Source organism: Streptomyces thermoviolaceus (genome assembly GCF_045209695.1).
GTDB lineage: Bacteria > Actinomycetota > Actinomycetes > Streptomycetales > Streptomycetaceae > Streptomyces > Streptomyces thermoviolaceus.
In genome coordinates, this window is the sequence record NZ_CP109280.1 from 2,493,816 (window position 1) to 2,512,358 (window position 18,543).

The 18,543-nt window shown below is 73.1% G+C and carries 14 protein-coding genes and 1 riboswitch; of the genes, 7 read left to right on the forward strand and 7 right to left on the reverse strand.

Going from position 1 to position 18,543, the window contains the following annotated elements; genetic code table 11:
- Window positions 1-107: 107 nt before the first annotated feature.
- The 6 genes from OG899_RS10885 to rarD all read left to right on the forward strand — a co-directional run bounded on the left by OG899_RS10885 (window position 108) and on the right by rarD (window position 8,534).
- On the forward strand, window positions 108-1,340 hold the full coding sequence (locus OG899_RS10885) for a sensor histidine kinase (RefSeq protein WP_168131544.1): 1,233 nt from the start codon (window positions 108-110) through the stop codon (window positions 1,338-1,340).
- A gap of 144 nt (window positions 1,341-1,484) precedes the next feature.
- Window positions 1,485-2,942, forward strand: a complete 1,458-nt coding sequence (locus OG899_RS10890; protein ID WP_168131565.1) for a sensor histidine kinase — start codon at window positions 1,485-1,487, stop codon at window positions 2,940-2,942.
- Between the two features lie 232 nt (window positions 2,943-3,174).
- Window positions 3,175-3,834, forward strand: coding sequence for a response regulator transcription factor (locus OG899_RS10895; protein ID WP_308293323.1), 660 nt, complete (start codon window positions 3,175-3,177; stop codon window positions 3,832-3,834).
- Between the two features lie 383 nt (window positions 3,835-4,217).
- A complete protein-coding gene (locus OG899_RS10900) occupies window positions 4,218-6,143 on the forward strand; it encodes a 2-oxoacid:acceptor oxidoreductase subunit alpha (RefSeq protein WP_125500412.1) in 1,926 nt (641 codons plus the stop codon).
- Entirely contained in the window at window positions 6,136-7,209 is a 1,074-nt protein-coding gene (locus OG899_RS10905; protein ID WP_125500411.1) for a 2-oxoacid:ferredoxin oxidoreductase subunit beta, read from the forward strand. The genes OG899_RS10900 and OG899_RS10905 overlap by 8 nt, the downstream gene beginning before the upstream one ends.
- Before the next feature lie 272 nt (window positions 7,210-7,481).
- The gene (rarD, locus tag OG899_RS10910; RefSeq protein WP_125500410.1) at window positions 7,482-8,534 is read left to right on the forward strand and encodes an EamA family transporter RarD; all 1,053 of its coding nucleotides are present in this window, start codon (window positions 7,482-7,484) and stop codon (window positions 8,532-8,534) included.
- A 153-nt stretch (window positions 8,535-8,687) separates the two neighbouring features.
- Here rarD and OG899_RS10915 read toward each other — a convergent pair whose 3' ends face one another.
- The 5 genes from OG899_RS10915 to OG899_RS10935 all read right to left on the reverse strand — a co-directional run bounded on the left by OG899_RS10915 (window position 8,688) and on the right by OG899_RS10935 (window position 14,743).
- Complete coding sequence (locus OG899_RS10915) at window positions 8,688-10,067, reverse strand: tetratricopeptide repeat protein (RefSeq protein WP_168131543.1); 1,380 nt, start codon at window positions 10,065-10,067, stop codon at window positions 8,688-8,690.
- A gap of 200 nt (window positions 10,068-10,267) precedes the next feature.
- Entirely contained in the window at window positions 10,268-11,158 is an 891-nt protein-coding gene (locus OG899_RS10920; RefSeq protein ID WP_125500408.1) for an ABC transporter permease, read from the reverse strand.
- The gene (locus OG899_RS10925) at window positions 11,145-12,116 is read right to left on the reverse strand and encodes an ATP-binding cassette domain-containing protein (protein ID WP_406311007.1); all 972 of its coding nucleotides are present in this window, start codon (window positions 12,114-12,116) and stop codon (window positions 11,145-11,147) included. Before OG899_RS10925 ends, OG899_RS10920 begins: the two co-directional genes overlap by 14 nt.
- A gap of 34 nt (window positions 12,117-12,150) precedes the next feature.
- Window positions 12,151-13,377, reverse strand: a complete 1,227-nt coding sequence (locus OG899_RS10930) for a DUF2092 domain-containing protein (protein ID WP_356848764.1) — start codon at window positions 13,375-13,377, stop codon at window positions 12,151-12,153.
- Window positions 13,378-13,732: 355 nt separating this feature from the next.
- Window positions 13,733-14,743: a polyprenyl synthetase family protein gene (locus OG899_RS10935; protein ID WP_125496940.1), complete on the reverse strand. Its 1,011-nt coding sequence runs from the start codon at window positions 14,741-14,743 to the stop codon at window positions 13,733-13,735.
- 605 nt (window positions 14,744-15,348) lie between these two features.
- A riboswitch (cyclic di-AMP (ydaO/yuaA leader) is annotated at window positions 15,349-15,537 on the forward strand.
- A gap of 4 nt (window positions 15,538-15,541) precedes the next feature.
- Here OG899_RS10935 and OG899_RS10940 point away from each other — a divergent pair.
- Window positions 15,542-16,027: a transglycosylase SLT domain-containing protein gene (locus OG899_RS10940; RefSeq protein ID WP_125496941.1), complete on the forward strand. Its 486-nt coding sequence runs from the start codon at window positions 15,542-15,544 to the stop codon at window positions 16,025-16,027.
- Between the two features lie 60 nt (window positions 16,028-16,087).
- On the opposite strand, the gene OG899_RS10945 is transcribed toward OG899_RS10940, so the two are convergent.
- Window positions 16,088-16,894, reverse strand: a complete 807-nt coding sequence (locus OG899_RS10945; RefSeq protein ID WP_168131541.1) for an HAD family hydrolase — start codon at window positions 16,892-16,894, stop codon at window positions 16,088-16,090.
- A gap of 161 nt (window positions 16,895-17,055) precedes the next feature.
- The gene (locus OG899_RS10950) at window positions 17,056-18,303 is read right to left on the reverse strand and encodes an ATP-grasp domain-containing protein (RefSeq protein ID WP_125497021.1); all 1,248 of its coding nucleotides are present in this window, start codon (window positions 18,301-18,303) and stop codon (window positions 17,056-17,058) included.
- Window positions 18,304-18,543 lie beyond the last annotated feature (240 nt).

The window sequence follows — 18,543 nt, forward strand, 5'->3', positions numbered from 1 at the left end:
GGGCCACCAGAGGGTCCGCGCACGCTCGTCGAGGTGGGGTTTTCCCCCGCTCGCCGGGGCGGTCGACCTCATGGCGCCACCGCCCGCCGCGCGGCACGCTGAACCCTATGACCGCACGCACCCCTGTGACCGGCCGTGCCGCCGCCGGCGCCGAGGACACCGACCGCGACCGGCTGCCGAAGCCCGGTTTCGCCTTCCCGGCGGCCACCTGGAAGGAGATCGCCCACCTGCTGACGAACCTGCCGATGTCGACGGTCGGGTTCGTCTACGTGGTGACCGTGCTGAGCACCGGCGCCGGCATGGCCGTCACCGTGATCGGACTGCCGCTGCTGGCGGCCGGGCTGTGGGGTCAGCGGCAGCTGGGCAGGCTGGAGCGGCTGCGGGTCCGGGCACTGCTCGGGGTGCGGATCGACGAGCCGAGCCCGTTGCCGCTGCGCGGCCAGGGCGGCGGGCTGAGCGGGATGTGGCTGGCGCTGAAGGACCCGGTGGCCTGGCGCGGGGTGCTGTACGACGTCATCCGGTTCCCGTGGGGCGTCTTCACCTTCTCGGTCACCCTCACCTCGCTGTTCGTGCTGTGGCCGGTGCTGCCGTTCCTGGCGCGGGGCATGGCGAACGTGGACCGGGCGATGGCGCGGGCGCTGCTGTCGCCCTCCGACGAGCTGGAGCGGCGGATCGCCGAACTGGAGTCCGACCGGGGCGTGGTGGTGGACGCGGCCGCCGCCGACCTGCGGCGCATCGAACGCGATCTGCACGACGGGGCACAGGCCCGCCTGGTGAATCTGGCGATGGGGCTGGGCCTGGCCAAGGAGAAGCTGCTGGAGGACCCCGACGCCGCCGCGGCGATGGTGGAGGAGGCGCACGGCGAGGTGAAGCTCGCCCTGCAGGAGCTGCGGGACCTGGCCCGGGGCATCCATCCGGCCGTGCTGACCGACCGGGGGCTGGACGCGGCCCTGTCGTCGGTGGCCTCCCGGTGCACGGTGCCGGTGAAGGTGACCGTCGACCTGGACTCGCGTCCGGCGGAGGCCGTCGAGGGCATCGCCTACTTCACGGTGTCGGAGCTGCTGCAGAACGTCAGCAAGCACAGCGGGGCGTCGCAGGCGTCGGTGGACGTGTGGCGGTCGGGGGACCGGTTGATGCTGCAGGTCGTGGACGACGGTGTGGGCGGGGCCCGGCTGGACGGCGGGTCGGGGCTGCGCGGGCTGGCCGAGCGGCTGGACGCCGTGGACGGGCTGTTCGTCGTGGACTCCCCCGAGGGCGGCCCGACGACGGTCACCGCGGAGCTGCCCTGGCGGGACCGTGGTGCTCCGGCCCGGCGGGCGGGGGGCCGTCGCCGCCGCTGAGGTGGGGGAAACCCCCGGTGCGAGACGCCGACGCGCTCCATGGTCCGGCAGCCCGTTCCCGAGGAGCCTTGAAGACACGGCGGGGAACCGCAGGAACACGTGCACGACGAGGGGAACGAGGGGAACGGGACGACGCCGATGACCATGCACGACCGATCACCCGAGACAGCGCCGCACGCGCCGGGCACCGGCGCCCGCGGCCACGGCCACCGCCTCGGACACGGACACGGACGCGGACACGGACTCGGAGACGGACACGGCCCCGGAGAAGGACACGGACCGGTACAGGGACACGGGCTCGGCGTCGCGCCGGACCGGCGCCTCCGGCTGCCGGCGGGACTGCGGGCGCCGGTCGAGGGCCGCCACTGGCGTGAGCTGGGCTATGTGCTGCTCAGCCTGCCGGTCGCCGTCGCGCTGTTCACCTACGCCGTGACGATGGTGTCGCTGGGGGCCGGCCTGCTGGTGACGTTCCTGGGCATCCCGGTGCTGGCGGCGGCGCTGGCGGGGTGCCGCGGGTTCGGCGCGCTGGAGCGGGCACGGGCCCGGGCGCTGCTGGGCTGCGAGGTGGCCGACCCCGAGCCGGTGCGGCCGCGCACCGGCAACGGCCCGCTGGCCTGGTCGGGGGCGGTGCTGCGCAGCGGCGCCTCCTGGCGGGCGCTGCTGTACACGCTGGTGCAGTTCCCGTGGGCGGTGTTCTCGTTCTGCGTCGCGGTGACCTTCTGGGCGGCCGGCTGGTCGCTGCTGACGTACCCGCTGTGGTTCTGGGCCTTCCCGGTGTGGGGCGGGCAGGACGGCATCCAGCTCTACGGGGACGGGCAGCACGCGTTCTATCTGGACAACCCCTTCGAGATCGCCGTGACGGCGCTGGTGGGCCTGCTGATCGTGCTGGCCACCCCGTGGGTCGTGCGGGCGCTGACGACGGTGGACCGGCTGCTGGTGCACGGGCTGCTCGGTCCGTCGCGGCTGTCGGCGCGGGTGTCGGAGCTGGAGTCGGACCGCGGGGTCGTGATCGACACGGCCGCCGCCGACCTGCGGCGCATCGAGCGCGATCTGCACGACGGGGCGCAGGCCCGCCTGGTCAACCTGGCGATGGAGCTGGGCCTGGCCAAGGAGAAGCTGGCGGAGGATCCGCAGGCGGCGGCGCGCATGGTGGAGGAGGCGCACGGCGAGGTGAAGACCGCGTTGCAGGAGCTGCGGGACCTGGCGCGCGGCATCCATCCGGCCGTGCTGACCGACCGGGGGCTGGACGCGGCCCTGTCGTCGGTGGCCTCCCGGTGCACGGTGCCGGTGCGGGTGGACGTGGACCTGCCGGAGCGGCCCGCCCCGGCCATCGAGGGGATCGCCTACTTCACGGTGTCGGAGCTGCTGCAGAACGTCAGCAAGCACAGCCGGGCCCGGTCGGCGTCGGTGGAGGTGTGGCGGTCCGAGGACCGGCTGATGCTGCAGGTCGTGGACGACGGTGTGGGCGGAGCCCGGCTGGACGGCGGGTCGGGGCTGCGCGGGCTGGCCGAGCGGCTGGACGCGGTGGACGGGGTCCTGGTGGTCGACTCGCCGCCCGGCGGACCCACCCGGGTGACCGCGGAGCTGCCCTGGCGGCGCTGACGGCATACCGACGACCGATGGCGGCCTGCGGGCCGCGGCGTCACGGCCGCGGCCCGCAGGCCGGAACATGTGCGGGCGCCCCTGGTGCCGCGGGCTCCGCTCTCGGTGCGACACGCCGTCGTGCCGATGCTGGGATGCTGGACCCTGCCGCCACCGCCGTCACCGGCGTGCCGGCGGCCGTGGGAGGAGCGAGGCAGCGAGCACGTGGGGGCCGAGAATCGTGGAGGACAGGGTGCGGGTGGTCATCGCCGAGGACTCGGTGCTGCTCAGGGAGGGCCTGACCAGGCTGCTCACGGACCGCGGGCACGAGGTGGTGGCGGGCGTCGGGGACGCCGAGGCGCTGGTGGCCACCATCACCGGGCTGCACCGTGAGGGGAAGCTGCCCGATGTCGTGGTGGTGGACGTGCGGATGCCGCCGACCCACACCGACGAGGGGGTGCGGGCGGCGGTCCAGCTGCGCAAGGCGCACCCGGACCTCGGTGTGCTGGTGCTGTCGCAGTACGTGGAGGAGCGGTACGCCACCGAGCTGCTGGCGGGCTCCAGCCGCGGGGTCGGCTATCTGCTCAAGGACCGCGTGGCCGACGTACGGGAGTTCACGGACGCGGTGGTGCGGGTGGCGCGCGGCGGGACGGCACTGGACCCCGAGGTGGTCGCGCAGCTGCTCGGGCGCAGCCGCAAGCAGGACGTGCTGGCCGCACTGACCCCGCGCGAGCGGGAGGTGCTGGGCCTGATGGCCGAGGGCCGGACGAACTCGGCGATCGCCCGGCAACTGGTGGTCAGCGACGGCGCGGTGGAGAAGCACGTCAGCAACATCTTCATGAAGCTCGGCCTGGCACCGAGTGACGGGGATCACCGGCGTGTTCTTGCCGTCCTCACTTACCTCAACTCCTGATCCGTCGACACTGTGTCAGTAAGGCGTGTCGTCACGACGGCGCGCCACGGGTGCGCCGCGGGTGCGCCGGGTCCGGGCCGCTCTGCGGCGGGCCGGACACCGGCCGGTGCGGCGCGCCTGCCACCGGGCACGCCCGGGCGCACGCAGGGGCGCGGGAAGGATCGGGATCGCGAGGGAGGTGCACCAGGCCGGACGCGGGCGGAAACGCCCGCCGCGGCAGGACGAAGCGGGACGAGACAACAGGGACACCGGACCGTCTCATGACTGCGTCCACCATGCGAACGGCAGGCGGACGGCGATCGGGACGGTCGTAGGGTTGAAGCCGGGAAAGGTCTTCGGGGAAGGCCGCTCCCCCACAGCCGCCTCGAAGGAGGTCCAGTTCAGTGACCAGCCAGGTCAGCAGTCCAGCGGAGCAGGCCGACGGAGCCGTCGCGGGAGAGCAGCGCAGGGCGGGGACGAAGGACGTCCGCCGCCTGAACCGGGTGATCATCCGGTTCGCGGGCGACTCGGGTGACGGTATGCAGCTCACCGGCGACCGTTTCACCTCCGAGACCGCGTCCTTCGGCAACGACCTGTCGACGCTGCCGAACTTCCCCGCCGAGATCCGCGCCCCCGCAGGGACCCTGCCGGGCGTGTCCTCGTTCCAGCTGCACTTCGCCGACCACGACATCCTCACCCCGGGTGACGCGCCGAACGTGCTGGTGGCGATGAACCCGGCCGCGCTGAAGGCGAACATCGGCGATCTGCCGCGCGGTGCGGAGATCATCGTCAACACCGACGAGTTCACCAAGCGCGCGATGCAGAAGGTCGGCTACGAGACCTCCCCGCTGGAGGACGGCTCGCTGGACGGGTACAACCTGCACCCGGTGCCGCTGACCACGCTGACGGTGGAGGCGCTGAAGGAGTTCGACCTGTCCCGCAAGGAGGCCGAGCGCAGCAAGAACATGTTCGCGCTGGGCCTGCTGAGCTGGATGTACCACCGGCCCACCGAAGGCACCGAGAGGTTCCTGCGGACCAAGTTCGCCAAGAAGCCCGAGATCATGAAGGCGAACCTCGCCGCGTTCCGGGCGGGCTGGAACTTCGGCGAGACCACGGAGGACTTCGCGGTCTCCTACGAGGTCGCCCCGGCGGCCAAGGCGTTCCCCGTCGGCACCTACCGCAACATCTCCGGCAACCTCGCCCTGGCGTACGGGCTGATCGCCGCCTCCCACCAGGCGGACCTGCCGCTGTTCCTGGGCTCGTACCCGATCACCCCGGCCTCGGACATCCTGCACGAGCTGAGCCGGCACAAGAACTTCGGTGTGCGCACCTTCCAGGCGGAGGACGAGATCGCCGGCATCGGTGCCGCGCTCGGTGCCGCCTTCGGCGGCTCGCTGGCCGTGACCACGACGTCCGGCCCGGGTGTGGCGCTCAAGAGCGAGACCATCGGTCTGGCCGTGGCGCTGGAGCTGCCGCTGGTGATCGTGGACATCCAGCGCGGCGGCCCGTCGACCGGTCTGCCGACCAAGACCGAGCAGGCGGACCTGCTGCAGGCCATGTACGGCCGCAACGGCGAGGCCCCGGTCCCGGTGGTCGCCCCGCGCACCCCGGCGGACTGCTTCGACGCCGCCCTGGACGCGGCCCGGATCGCGCTGACCTACCGCACCCCGGTGTTCCTGCTCTCCGACGGCTATCTCGCCAACGGCTCCGAGCCGTGGCGCATCCCCGAGCTGGACGAGCTGCCCGACCTGAGGGTGCAGTTCGCGCAGAGCCCCAACCACACCCTGGCCGACGGCACCGAGGTCTTCTGGCCGTACAAGCGCGACCCGAAGACCCTCGCCCGCCCGTGGGCCATCCCCGGCACCCCGGGCCTGGAGCACCGCATCGGCGGCATCGAGAAGCAGGACGGCACGGGCAACATCTCCTACGACCCGGCCAACCACGACTTCATGGTCCGCACCCGCCAGGCCAAGATCGACGGCATCGAGGTCCCGGACGTGGAGGTCGACGACCCGGACCAGGCGCGCACGCTGGTGCTGGGCTGGGGCTCGACCTACGGTCCGATCACGGCGGCCGTGCGGCGGCTGCGCACCGAGGGCCTGCCCATCGCCCAGGCGCACCTGCGCCACCTCAATCCCTTCCCGAAGAACCTGGGGGCGGTGCTCGAGCGGTACGAGCGCGTGGTGATCCCCGAGATGAACCTCGGCCAGCTCGCCACCCTCGTCCGCGCCAAGTACCTGGTGGACGCCCACAGCTACAACCAGGTCAACGGCATGCCGTTCAAGGCCGAACAGCTCGCCACCGCTCTCAAGGAGGCCATCGATGCCTGAGACGTCCACGCAGGGCGCGGTCGAGGCGCTGTCCCTGGTGCCGAAGGCCGAGGCCCGGCAGACCATGAAGGACTTCAAGTCCGACCAGGAGGTGCGCTGGTGCCCGGGCTGCGGTGACTACGCGATCCTCGCGGCCGTGCAGGGCTTCCTGCCGGAGCTGGGCCTGGCGAAGGAGAACATCGTCTTCGTCTCCGGCATCGGCTGCTCCTCCCGCTTCCCGTACTACATGAACACCTACGGGATGCACTCCATCCACGGCCGCGCCCCGGCCATCGCCACCGGTCTGGCGACCTCGCGGCGGGACCTGAGCGTGTGGGTGGTCACTGGTGACGGCGACGCGCTGTCCATCGGCGGGAACCATCTGATCCACGCGCTGCGCCGCAACGTCAACCTGAAGATCCTGCTGTTCAACAACCGGATCTACGGTCTGACCAAGGGCCAGTACTCGCCGACCTCCGAGCTGGGCAAGATCACCAAGTCGACGCCGATGGGCTCGCTGGACGCGCCCTTCAACCCGGTGTCGCTGGCGATCGGCGCGGAGGCGTCCTTCGTGGCCCGCACCATCGACTCCGACCGCAAGCACCTCACCGAGGTGCTGCGGCAGGCGGCCGCCCACCCGGGCACCGCGCTGGTGGAGATCTACCAGAACTGCAACATCTTCAACGACGGCGCCTTCGAGGTCCTCAAGGACAAGCAGCAGTCCCAGGAGGCGCTGATCCGCCTGGAGCACGGGCAGCCGATCCGCTTCGGCGCCGACGGCAGCCGCGGTGTGGTGCGCGACCCGGCCACCGGCGATCTGCGGGTGGTGGACGTGACGCCGGAGAACGAGGCCGACATCCTCGTCCACGACGCCCACGCCGCCTCCCCGACCACGGCGTTCGCGCTGTCCCGGCTCGCCGACCCGGACACCCTGCACCACACGCCCATCGGTGTGTTCCGCTCGGTGGAACGGCCGGTGTACGACACGCTGATGGCGGACCAGCTCGACTCCGCGGTCGAGCAGCGCGGCAAGGGCGACCTGGCCGCCCTGCTGGCCGGCGGCGACACCTGGACCGTCGTCGGCTGACCGCCGCGAGGAAGCGCCGGCAGCACTCGGAAGGCCCGGGACCCCGTGTCCCGGGCCTTCGCGCGTACCGGGACGGTCCGGCGGCGAGGCGAGCCGCCACCGAGAAGGCGCTGCCGCCGCGCTGAACACCTGAGCCGGCCGTCCAGCCGCGTCCACCGCACCGGTGTCCCGCCGAGCGCCGCGCCTGTCATGACCGTATACCGGTACGGACATGACACGCGCGGCGCTCGGCGCTACCTTCGTGGAGGCAGTCACGACGTGGAGGAGGGCCCGTGGGCGGGACATCGAAGGGTGAGCAGCGCATAGGCCTGCTGAACGGCATAGCGGCATACGGGATGTGGGGGCTGTTCCCCCTCTTCTTCCCTCTGCTGGAGCCCGCCGGCGCCGGTGAGGTCCTCGCCCACCGGATGGTGTGGTCCTTCGTGATCGTTGCCGTCGTGCTGCTGTTCGTCCGTCGCTGGCAGTGGGCCGGGGAGCTGCTGCGGCAGCCGCGCCGGCTGGGGCTCGTCGCGGTGGCCGCGGCCGTGATCAGCGTCAACTGGGGCGTCTACATCTGGGCCGTGAACAGCGGGCACGTCGTCGAGGCCTCCCTCGGCTACTTCATCAACCCGCTCGTCACCATCGCCATGGGCGTGCTCCTGCTCAAGGAGCGGCTGCGCCCGGTGCAGTGGGCCGCGGTCGGCGTCGGCCTGGCCGCCGTCGCCGTCCTGACCGTCGGCTACGGCCGTCCGCCGTGGATCTCCCTCGTCCTCGCCCTGTCCTTCGCCACCTACGGCCTGATGAAGAAGAAGGTCAACCTGGGCGGCGTGGAGTCCCTGGCCTCCGAGACCGCGATCCAGTTCCTCCCGGCCCTCGGCTATCTGCTGTGGCTGGCCGCGCACGGCGACTCGACGTTCACCACCGAGGGCTGGGGCCACAGCGTTCTGCTCGCCACCACCGGCGTGGTCACCGCCCTGCCCCTGGTCTGCTTCGGCGCCGCCGCGATCCGGGTGCCGCTGTCCACGCTCGGCCTGCTGCAGTACCTCGCCCCGGTGTTCCAGTTCCTGTGCGGGATCCTGTACTTCCACGAGTCGATGCCCGCCGAGCGCTGGGCCGGGTTCGGCCTGGTGTGGATCGCGCTGATGATGCTGACCTGGGACGGGCTGCGCACGGCACGCCGGACCGCCCAGCAGCGGGACGCCCTGGCCCGGGCCGCCGCGGCGGCAGGCACGCGGCAGGGCGCACCGGCGGCGTCCGCGTCGGGCGGGGCGGTGGCCTCCGGTCCGGCGCGGGCGGCACAGCCGGCGGCCGAGCCGGTCGAGGCCCAGCGGGGTCCCGAGGCCTGACCCCCGCCGCCTCCCTCCGCCTTCCTCCGCCCTTCTCCGCCCTTCTCCGCCTTCCTCCGCCCTTCTCCGCCTGAACCGTTCCGTTCCTCCGGCACCGGACCGGACCGCCGGGCATCGCCCCGCCCGGCCGGTCCGGTCCGGTGCCGTTCGGCGTCAGTGGTCCGCCGGGGACGTCCGCGCGCCGGTCCGGGCGGCGAGGCGCTCCAGGCGGGCGCGGACGGCGTCGAGCCGGTCCTGGTCGTCGGCGGCCGGGCCGTCCTGACCGGCGAGCCGACCCCACACCGCGAGCAGCTCGCCGCCGAGGCGCAGCCCCTGCTCCGGTTCCCTCACCGCCCGCCAGGCCGTGACCGCGCTCAGCACATCCCCGTACGCCCCCCGGGCGTCCCCGTCCTGGAGGCGGGTGCGGGCCAGGTCCAGCAGCAGGGTGCAGGCCCGCAGCGGGTCGCCGTCCAGCCAGGCCAGGTAGGCCAGCAGTTCGCGCAGGTACAGGACCTCGGCGTGGTCCGGGCCGAGCGCTGCGGAGGCGTCGGCGGCGGTGCGCCCGGCGAGGTCCGCCGCCTCCTGGACGCGTCCGTCCCGCACGGCCGCGTGGACCGCCGTGACAGCCTCGGCGAACGCGGCCGGGCCCGCGCCGCCGGTCACGGCCCCGGGGTCCTCCCCGAGCACCGCCTCGGCCACGGCGTCGAAACCGCACACGGGTGCGGGGGCGGTGTCCGGGTGCGGCTTCGGCTCCTCGTCGGGAAGGGGGCCGACGGAGGCGAGGGGGCCGGTGACGGGGGCCGTCTCGGAGTCCTCGGCACCCTCGGACGTCTCGGAGACCTCGGAGACCCCGGTGGCCGAGGGCGTCGGCGCGGGCCGGGCGACGGGACCGACGGCGGGACCGGCGAAGGGACCGGCCTGGGCGGGCCGGGTGTCCGCGGCGGCCGCCGGGCCGTCCATCACCGGCGGCGGCCCGAACTCGCCCGTCGGCGGTGCGACGGTGCCGGGAGCGTGCGCCGTACCGGTCGTGACCGGGGCCGGTGGGACGCGCAGCACCACGGTCGGGTCGGTGGCGCCGGGCGTCTCCGGCGCCGCAGGCGGCATCGCGGGCATGCGGCCCTCGCCGGTGCTCCCGGCCCCGGTGGAAGCACCGCCCTGCGCCGCTCCCGGACGGACGGCCCCGGACGAGGTGGCGGCCGTGATGCGCACCGGCTCCGCCGTGAAGGTGCTGGAGCCGTCGCAGTGCACCCGCAGGGGCACCACATAGCCGCTGCGTTCGTCGGTGACCGTGGCGTGGACGGGGTGGCCGGCGGCCCGGGCCATGCGGTGCAGATGGTCCAGGACGGCCTGCTGGATCTCCTGGCCGGGCGCCGACCGCACCGGAACGCCGTCGACCAGCGCCCACGCTCCGGTCGCGGAGCCGGAGCCGGTGCCGTCCGGGGCGCCGGCCGCGGTGGCCGGTACGCGTACGGCGATCGGGGTGGTCCGGGCGAGGACCGTGGTGCGCTCGGCGCCGTCCTGGTCCGGGTTCTTCTCGCGGCTCGGTCGAGACATCGGCTCCCTCGCTCGGATGCGTGCCATCCGGTCGTCGTGGTCGTACGGAGAGTCTCGCCGCTCGACCGCGCCGTCCGCGTCACCGCGGCGTCACAGCCTCGCACCAGGAGCCGTCCCGGACGTCGCCCAGGTCACATCCGCAGCTCGTGACCGCCGGCCCACGTGCGCCCTGCCGGCCCGCCGCCCGCGCACACCGTCTGTCAGACGGTCACGTCCCGTGTGGTGAACCGCGCCCAGGCCGCCGAGCCGAACACGGCCGCGTACAGCGCCTGCAGCTCCAGGTTCTTCACCACGTCGTCCCAGAGGACCGGCTCGCGCATCAGATCGGCGAAGGACAGCCAGTAGTGGGACACGAGGAAGGGGTGGACGGCGTGCAGCTGGGGGATCTGGTCGACGATCTGCACGCCGATCAGCAGGCCCACGGTCGTCGCCATGGCCGCGATGCCGCTGTCGGTGAGAGTCGAGACGAACAGGCCGAGCGCGGCGATCCCGACCAGTGACGCGGCGACCACGAGCGCGATCAGCAGGGCCCGCCACAGCCCTTCGCCGAACCCGATCCGGACCCCGGAGATCGTCGTCGGATCGCCGAGCGGGAACAGCACCGCGCCCGCGGCCAGCGCCACCACGGCCACCGTGAAGGTGGCGGCCAGACAGAAGGCGAGCACGACGGCGGCCTTGGTGAGCAGCAGCCGGGTACGGCCGGCCGGGGCGACCAGCAGATAGCGCAGGGTGCCCGCGCTCGCCTCGCCCGCGATGGCGTCGCCCGCGACGACGCCCACGGCCATCGGCAGGAAGAACGGCAGGGTCGCCGCGAGCGCGGTGAAGACCAGGAAGAGGCCGTTGTTGCTGACCTGTGCGATGAACGGCGGCCCCTCGCCGCCGACCGGGGAGCCGTCCCGGGTCTCGATCCGCACCGCCACCCCGACGAGGACCGGCACGGCGGCCAGTACCCCGAGCAGCACACCGGTGCGCCGGCGCCGGAAGGTGGTCGCCAGCTCGCTGCGCAGCAGCCCGAGCGTCCACAGCGGGTGCGGGGCGGCCGAGGAGTCCGTCGTCCCGGCGGCCGGTCCGGCGGTCTCAGCCCGCGACATCGAACCCCTCCCCGGTCAGGGCCACGAACGCGTCCTCCAGCGAGGCACGTTCGACGCCGAAGCCCCGGACCCGCACCCCGGCGGTGACCAGGGCGGCGTTCACCTCGGCCAGGTCCCGCTCCGGCACCTGCCCGCTCACCCGGTCACCGGTGACCACCAGGTCGCCCACGCCCTGCTCCTTCAGCACCCGGGCGGCCTCCCCCGCATCGGGCGTGGTGACCACGAGCCGGCCGCGCACCCCCGTGGCCAGCTCGGGCACCGGGCCCTGGGCGACGAGCCTGCCGTGGGCCATGACCGCGGCGTGCGTGCACATCTGCTCGATCTCGTCGAGCAGATGGGAGGAGACGAAGACGGTCGTGCCGTCCGAGGCCAGCTGCCGCACCAGGGAGCGGATCTCCCGCATGCCCTGCGGGTCCAGGCCGTTGGTCGGCTCGTCCAGCACCAGCAGTCTGCGGGGCCGCAGCAGCGCGGCGGCCAGGCCGAGCCGCTGCTTCATGCCCAGGGAGTACGCCGTGGCCTTCTTGCCCGCGGCCGCGGTCAGGCCCACCCGGTCCAGGGCGGCGTCGACGCGGGCCGTGCGGGTGCGCGGGTCGGCGGTCGGGTCGGCGGCGTCGTAGCGCAGCAGGTTGTCCCGGCCGGACAGGAAGCCGTACAGGGCGGGGCCCTCGATGAGGGCGCCGACCTGCGGCAGCACGGTGCGGGCGGCGCGGGGTACGGGACGGCCCAGGACGTGCGCGGTGCCGGAGGTCGGCTCGATCAGGCCCAGCAGCATGCGGATGGTGGTGGTCTTGCCCGAGCCGTTCGGGCCGAGGAAGCCGAAGACGCTGCCCTCGGGGACCGTCAGGTCCAGTCGGTCGACGGCGAGCTGTCCGCCCCGGTAGCGCTTGGTCAGCGCATGGGTGCGGATGACGCCGTCCACCATCTCCGGCTGCCGCGTCGCGGCGGGCGCCTCGTCCATCGGCTCCCTCGATCCGTCGTGCCCCGAGCGGGGCTCACCGTGCCTCGTTCGCCGCCTTCACCAGCGTGTCCTTGGTGACGGCACCGGCATAGACCGTGCCGTCGTCGGTGACCAGGGCGTTGATCAGGCGGGTGGAGAACACCGTGCCCGTGCCGAACTTTCCGCCGACCTGGTCGCCGAGCGAGCCGAGGAAGCCGCTCGCGGCGCCCTGCCCGGAGGACGGCCGGGTGCCGCCGCCGAGGCCGGTGTCGAAGCGGACGACGGAGTTCCAGCCCTTGCCGACGACCCGCACACCGTCCTTCGCCGTCCCGTCGCCGGCGGCCTCGCCCGAGGGCAGCAGCCCCTCGGGGAAGGCGCCGAAGGGCAGGGAGTGCTCGCCGGCGTCCTCGCCCTCGGTGACCTTCGCCCCCTCGGGCGGGGTGAAGCGGAACGTGGAGGCGGCCGGTTGCGCGAAGCTGATCCGGGTGAAACCGGCGTCCACGACGGCGGGTCCGCCGCCGGCCGGGGTGAGCGTGAACTTCAGCGGCAGGCCGGTCGCGGAGTCCACCGCGATGGTGATCACGCCGACCGTGGTGCCGGAGGCGTGCCGGGGCGTGACGACCAGCCGGTAGGCGTCCCGGCCGGCCACCCGGGCGGTGCCGTCGACCTTCACCGAGGTGGTGTCGTCGACCGCCGCGAGGACCTTGTCGGCGAAGTCCTGGGGCGTGCCGGGCACCTGCTCGCGGTGCTGTGCGCCGTGCCGGGACGCGGTGGTGTGGTACACCTCGCCGGAGGCGCTGTCGTAGCCCCAGACGTCCTTGCCGTTGTGGACGATGCTGTACTCGGCGGCCTTCTCGACCAGCGAGACCTTCTGCCGGTCGGGGCCGTCGGCCGCGATCCGCAGCGTGTGCGTGCCCGAGGCCAGCTCGGCCAGGCGGGACGCCGGGTCGGCCGACCCCCCGTCACCGTCCTTGCCGGCGCCGGAGGCCAGACCTTCCGCCAGGCCGCCGAGGTCGGGCAGGCCGAGGTCGGTGCTGATCCGGACCGTGCCGGACAGCTGCTCGACGTCGGACGCGGCCATCGTGGCGAGGAGCTGCCGGGCGCTGACGTCGGGCAGGTCGGGATCGCCGGAGTCGGCGAGCGCGGGGACCAGTCCGATGGTCGCCGCGGCCACCCCCATCACCGCCACGGGGACGACGTACCGGGCGGCCTTGCGCCGCACCGGGTGCGGCACGCGCGTCTGCCCGGGGTCCGTGGTGCCGTCGGATGCGTACGGTGCCATGTGTGCCTTACCTCCGTCGTCGGCGGCGGCTCCCCTGTGCGCTGTTCCCACCCGAGCCGCCATTCTCACCCGAAACGGTGAGGAGTGGTGTGGTCCGTGTCTCCATCTGACCAGAACCGCACCCCGAAGACGTCAGACCTCGGGTCCACCCCCCGGTACGCCTGCGGTATGACGCGCCGGGCGACTCTCCCCCCGGGACCCGTAGGGGATGCCGGGGGCGGGGCTCAGGGCGACGGGCAGCAGGCAGGACCGGCCGACGGGCGGGCGGGACCGGCCGATGCGCGGGCCGGACGGCAGGACCCGGCCGACGGGCGGGCCGGACGGCAGGACCCGGCCGGTGCGCGTGTGCGAGGGGTCAGCCGGCCCGGTGCACCACGGCGTCGCACAGGTCGATCAGCGCGGCCTTGGCGTCGCAGTCCTCCAGCGGGGCGAGCGCGGCCCGGGCGTCCTCCGCGTACCGCACGGTGTCCCGGCGCGCCTGCTCCAGGGCCGGGTGGGCGCGCAGCGCGGCCAGCGCCTCGGCGTGCCGGGCGTCGTCGCTGAGGTCGGAGTCCAGCAGCTCGCACAGCGCGACGTCCTCGGCCAGGCCGAGCCGCGCCACCCGCTCGCGCAGCCGCAGCACCGGCAGGGTCGCGATGCCCTCGCGCAGGTCGGTGCCCGGGGTCTTGCCGGACTCGTGGGTGTCGGAGGCGATGTCCAGCACGTCGTCGGCCAGCTGGAAGGCGACGCCCAGCCGTTCGCCGTACTGGGTGAGCACGTCCACGACGGTCTCGTCGGCCCCGGACATCATGGCGCCGAACCGGCAGGAGACGGCCACCAGCGAGCCGGTCTTGCCGCCGAGGACGTCCAGGTAGTGGTCGACCGGGTCCCGGCCGTCCTGGGGGCCCGCGGTCTCCAGGATCTGACCGGTGACCAGCCGCTCGAAGGCCAGGGCCTGCACCCGGACCGCCTCGGGGCCCAGGTCGGCGAGGATCTGCGAGGCACGGGCGAACAGGAAGTCACCGGTGAGGACGGCCACGGAGTTGCCCCAGCGGGTGTTGGCGCTGGCCACGCCGCGCCGCACCGCGGCCTCGTCCATGACGTCGTCGTGATACAGCGTCGCCAGGTGGGTCAGTTCCACCACCACCGCCGAGGGGACCACGCCCGGCGCGTACGGGTCGCCGAACTGCGCCGCGAGCATCACGAGCAGCGGCCTGAACCGCTTCCCGCCGGCCTTGACCAGGTGCTGCGCGGCCTCGGTGATGAAGGGGACCTCGCTCTTGGTGGCTTCGAGCAGCCCTTCCTCGACAGCCGCCAACCCGGCCTGGACATCGGCTTCGAGAGCCTGGCCCCGCACGCTCAGCCCGAACGGCCCGACGACGGTCACGAGGGGTCTCCTGTCTGCTGGTGTCTGCTGGCGATTACACGGTTTGTCGATAGGTCGCTGCCATCACTCAAGTCAGCGTATCCGGTCATGTTTCGATCACCGATAGCGCCCACCGTTCCAGGCCGGGCGCTATCGGGTATCGCTCGATACGGCGCCGAATGCGACATATGTACAGATATGTGCCGTCTTGGTACCCCCTGCCAGAGGTTGCCCGCGCCCGCCATGCGTGCCCACCCATACACACGTTCACACTGGCCATAACGTCACCCGGCGTGACGATCGTCACGCCACGGCGCCCCACACCTCCCTTCATCGCCCGATTCAACCCTATTAGCACCCCAATTCCTGTTAGCCGTGAATACCCCTGCCCGGCGGGCGACCGTGAGGTGTATCACGTCCACGCCGGGCATACATCGCGCCACCCGCTCTTTATTCCCGCTTCACGCAGGCAAGTTGACCCTTGGCGGACGCGAAGGATCAAGCCCCTCATAAGCCCTTGATCATGGAATATCCGGGCGATGCGGGCGACGAGGACTTGTTCCGGACATGTGCTGTCGCATAGCTTCCCGCCACGCCGGGCGGAACGCCGAATCCTGCCGCCGCCCGGAACCCATCGACCGAACCCTCACGGCAGGAGCGGGGGACCCAGGTAAGTCGCCGGGCCGGAGCACCGGACGTCACCGGACGTCAGGCCGCGCCGGAACGGCTAGGGGTGAAGCCGCGCCCTTCGGGGCCGGCCGGGCACCTTTCCGCCCGAACCCGACAGCTCACCTCGCAGGCGGCGGAGAGGAAGAACCCATGTCTGTCCACGGACGTCCTACCCGTCGCAGCGCTCGACTGATGCGGGCCCTCGCCGTCGGCGGCGCGAGCGCCGCCGTTCTCGCCCTGCCTCTCGTGGGCGCCACCGGCGCCGTCGCGGCCACCCCGGCGGCGGCGCAGACCACCGCCACCGCGGTGAGCTACTCGGACAACCTCGACGGCTGGATCCGCGAGTCGCTCGCGATCATGCGGGAGCACGGCATCCCCGGCTCCTACAACGGCATCTACCGCAATGTGATGCGCGAGTCCTCCGGCAACCCCAAGGCCATCAATCTGTGGGACTCCAACGCCGCCAAGGGCATCCCGTCCAAGGGCCTGCTCCAGGTCATCCAGCCCACGTTCGACGCGTACCACGTGCCCGGCACCTCGTACGACATCTACGACCCGGTCGCCAACATCACGGCCGCCTGCAACTACGCGGCCGACCGGTACGGCTCCATCGACAACGTCAACGGCCCGTACTGACCGGCGCCCACGGCGCGTACCGGTGAGCGGTCGGCCGGCCGGGACCCGGTCGGCCGACCACTAGCCAAACAACCGTTCGAGGACGACGGCGACTCCGTCGTCCTCGTTCGACACGGTGACCTCGTCGGCCACCGCCTTCAGTTCCGGGTGGGCGTCGGCCATCGCCACCCCCCAGGCGGCCCACCGGAACATCGGGATGTCGTTCGGCATGTCCCCGAACGCCAGAGCGGCGCTCCGGTCCAGGCCCAGGTGCTCGGCGGCCAGCGCCAGCCCGGTCGCCTTGGTGATGCCGCGGGGCTGCAGCTCGACCGTCCCCGGGCCCGACATGGTGACCGTGGCGAGACAGCCCACCACGCCGCGGGCCGCCGCCGCCAACGCGTCGTCGGACAGCACCGGATGGCGCAGCAGCACCTTGGTGATGGGCTTGTGCCACAGCTCGTCGCGCCGCTGCACCCGGTGGGCGGGCAGGGTCGGGTGCGGCATGCGGTAGCCCGGCTCGATGAGCGTCAGCCCGTCCACGCCGTCCTGGTCGACCGCCGCGTACACCTCGCCCACCTCGGCCTCGATCTTGCCGAGCGCCACCTCCGCGGTCTCCCGGTCCAGGGTGACCGACGCCAGCAGCCGGTCCGCGCCCGCGTCGTAGAGCTGGGCTCCCTGCCCGCACACCGCGAGCCCGGTGATGCCCAGGGACGCCAGCAGCGGCTTCACCCGCGGCGCCGGCCGGCCGGTGACGACGAGATGGCGGGCGCCGGCCGCCGTCGCCCGCGCCAGCGCGGCTCGGGAACGCTCGGACACGCTGTCGTCGCCGCGCAGCAGCGTCCCGTCCAGATCGGTGGCGACGAGGGCGTAGGCAGGGGGTGCGGGCATGAGCGAAGAATACGGACCGTGCACCGTGCCGGGCCTGCCGCCCGTCCGAGGCACGCGCACCGGCCGCCGGGCGTGTCGCCGACGGCGGGTCAGCCGCAGGCAGCTGCCTCGACGCAGCCGCGGGTCCTTGCCGCGACCCGGCCGCGGCTCGTCGTTTCGGCTCAGCCGCGGGCCGAGGTGGCGCTGCCGCGGCGGTGGGTGCGCCACAGCTGGTAGAGGTGCTTGACGCCCGGCCGCACGAAGCGGGCGAGCATGGTGACGAACGGCAGCGGGTCGTCGGCCGCCAGCCAGGCCAGCTCCGTCCCGGTCGCCCGGGCCGGGGCGTGCGGCGTGGTGTAGCCGCTGCGGCGGTAGGCGAGCAGGGCGGGCAGGTCGATGTTCTCCACGACGAAGCGGTGACCGGAGCGCTGCTCCCCCGCCGGGACGGGACGCCCGGTGAGGTCCAGGTGCAGGGCGCGGACCACGTCCACGCCCGACTCGCTCTCGAACAGCCGGAACTGCGCGCCCATCCGCGGATTGAAGTCCAGCAGCTTGTACTGCCCGTCGCGCCGGTCGTAGCGCAGGTCGAGGTCGACGATCCCGGTGAAGCCGATCTGCTTGACGAACCGCTCGGCCAGATCGGCGAGTTCCGGATTGTCCACGACGTAGGCGTGCGCCGTCATGCCCGCGTGGGGCGGCCAGGAACGGACCTTCACCCCGGTGAACAGCGCCTGCGGGGTGGCGTCCTGGGCGAAGTAGGCGTGCACGATCCAGTCCTCGGCCTGCTCCCGCGGCAGGTACTCCTGCAGCACCACCCCCGGCCGCTCGCCCCAGTCACGGGCCAGGGTGAGCAGGCCCTCGCGGGTGGTGATCCGCGTGGTGCCGTTCACCGCCGGGCGGCTGCGGCGCACGAACGCCTCGCGGTTCTTCGCCACCACCGGGAAACGGGCCTGCTCGGCGAAGGCGACGACGTCCTCGTAGGTCTGCGGGAAGGACGTCGCGGGCGCGGGGACGCCGTGCTCCACGCACAGCTCGTACAGCCCCTGCTTGCTGGCCAGCTGCCGGGGCAGGCCGGGGGCCACCCGCGGGAAGAGGAACGGGCCGGCGAGCGCGTCCTGGTGCTCGGCGATCAGGACGGCGGCCTCCTCGTCGGTGGGCACCAGCACGGTGGGCCGGCCGATCCGGCGGCCGATCCGCAGCAGGCCCTCCACCAGATGGCCGGCGTCCTCGGTGCCCCGGGTCCGCCAGACGAAGGCCCGTGTGAGATAGCGGGAGCAGGCCGCGGGGGTGTAGGCGTCCTCGGTGATCGCGTACATCGGCACGCCGAGCCGGCCCAGGCTGCGGATCGCTCCCACCCCGCCGTGGTGCAGCGGATAGTCGCCGAACTTCACGATCAGGGCCGGCACATCGCGGTCGGCCTCGAACGGCACACCGGCGACTCGACTGCCCACGGGTCCCCCCACGTGTCCCCCTCCACGGAGCGGAGCGGACCCACCCCGTCCGCGTCCCCCGAACGACGCTAAGCCGGAACCGGAGACTCCCACAAGACGATTTCGGACATTACAAACTCTTTAGGCACTGCCCGACCAGGCGGCACCGCCGTAACGTGTGCCGCGACCACAGGACCGTGCGGCCGTCCACGGTCTTCCGTGCCGCCCGTACACGGCCTT

What these genes read in the sequence shown, in the direction of transcription:
- OG899_RS10890 (WP_168131565.1), top strand. Translation starts at nt 1,485, where the DNA reads ATGCACGACCGATCACCCGAGACAGCGCCGCACGCGCCGGGCACCGGC.
- OG899_RS10930 (WP_356848764.1), bottom strand. Translation starts at nt 13,377, where the DNA reads ATGGCACCGTACGCATCCGACGGCACCACGGACCCCGGGCAGACGCGC.
- OG899_RS10905 (WP_125500411.1), top strand. Translation starts at nt 6,136, where the DNA reads ATGCCTGAGACGTCCACGCAGGGCGCGGTCGAGGCGCTGTCCCTGGTG.
- OG899_RS10945 (WP_168131541.1), bottom strand. Translation starts at nt 16,894, where the DNA reads ATGCCCGCACCCCCTGCCTACGCCCTCGTCGCCACCGATCTGGACGGG.
- OG899_RS10925 (WP_406311007.1), bottom strand. Translation starts at nt 12,116, where the DNA reads ATGGACGAGGCGCCCGCCGCGACGCGGCAGCCGGAGATGGTGGACGGC.
- OG899_RS10940 (WP_125496941.1), top strand. Translation starts at nt 15,542, where the DNA reads ATGTCTGTCCACGGACGTCCTACCCGTCGCAGCGCTCGACTGATGCGG.
- OG899_RS10885 (WP_168131544.1), top strand. Translation starts at nt 108, where the DNA reads ATGACCGCACGCACCCCTGTGACCGGCCGTGCCGCCGCCGGCGCCGAG.
- OG899_RS10920 (WP_125500408.1), bottom strand. Translation starts at nt 11,158, where the DNA reads ATGTCGCGGGCTGAGACCGCCGGACCGGCCGCCGGGACGACGGACTCC.
- OG899_RS10915 (WP_168131543.1), bottom strand. Translation starts at nt 10,067, where the DNA reads ATGTCTCGACCGAGCCGCGAGAAGAACCCGGACCAGGACGGCGCCGAG.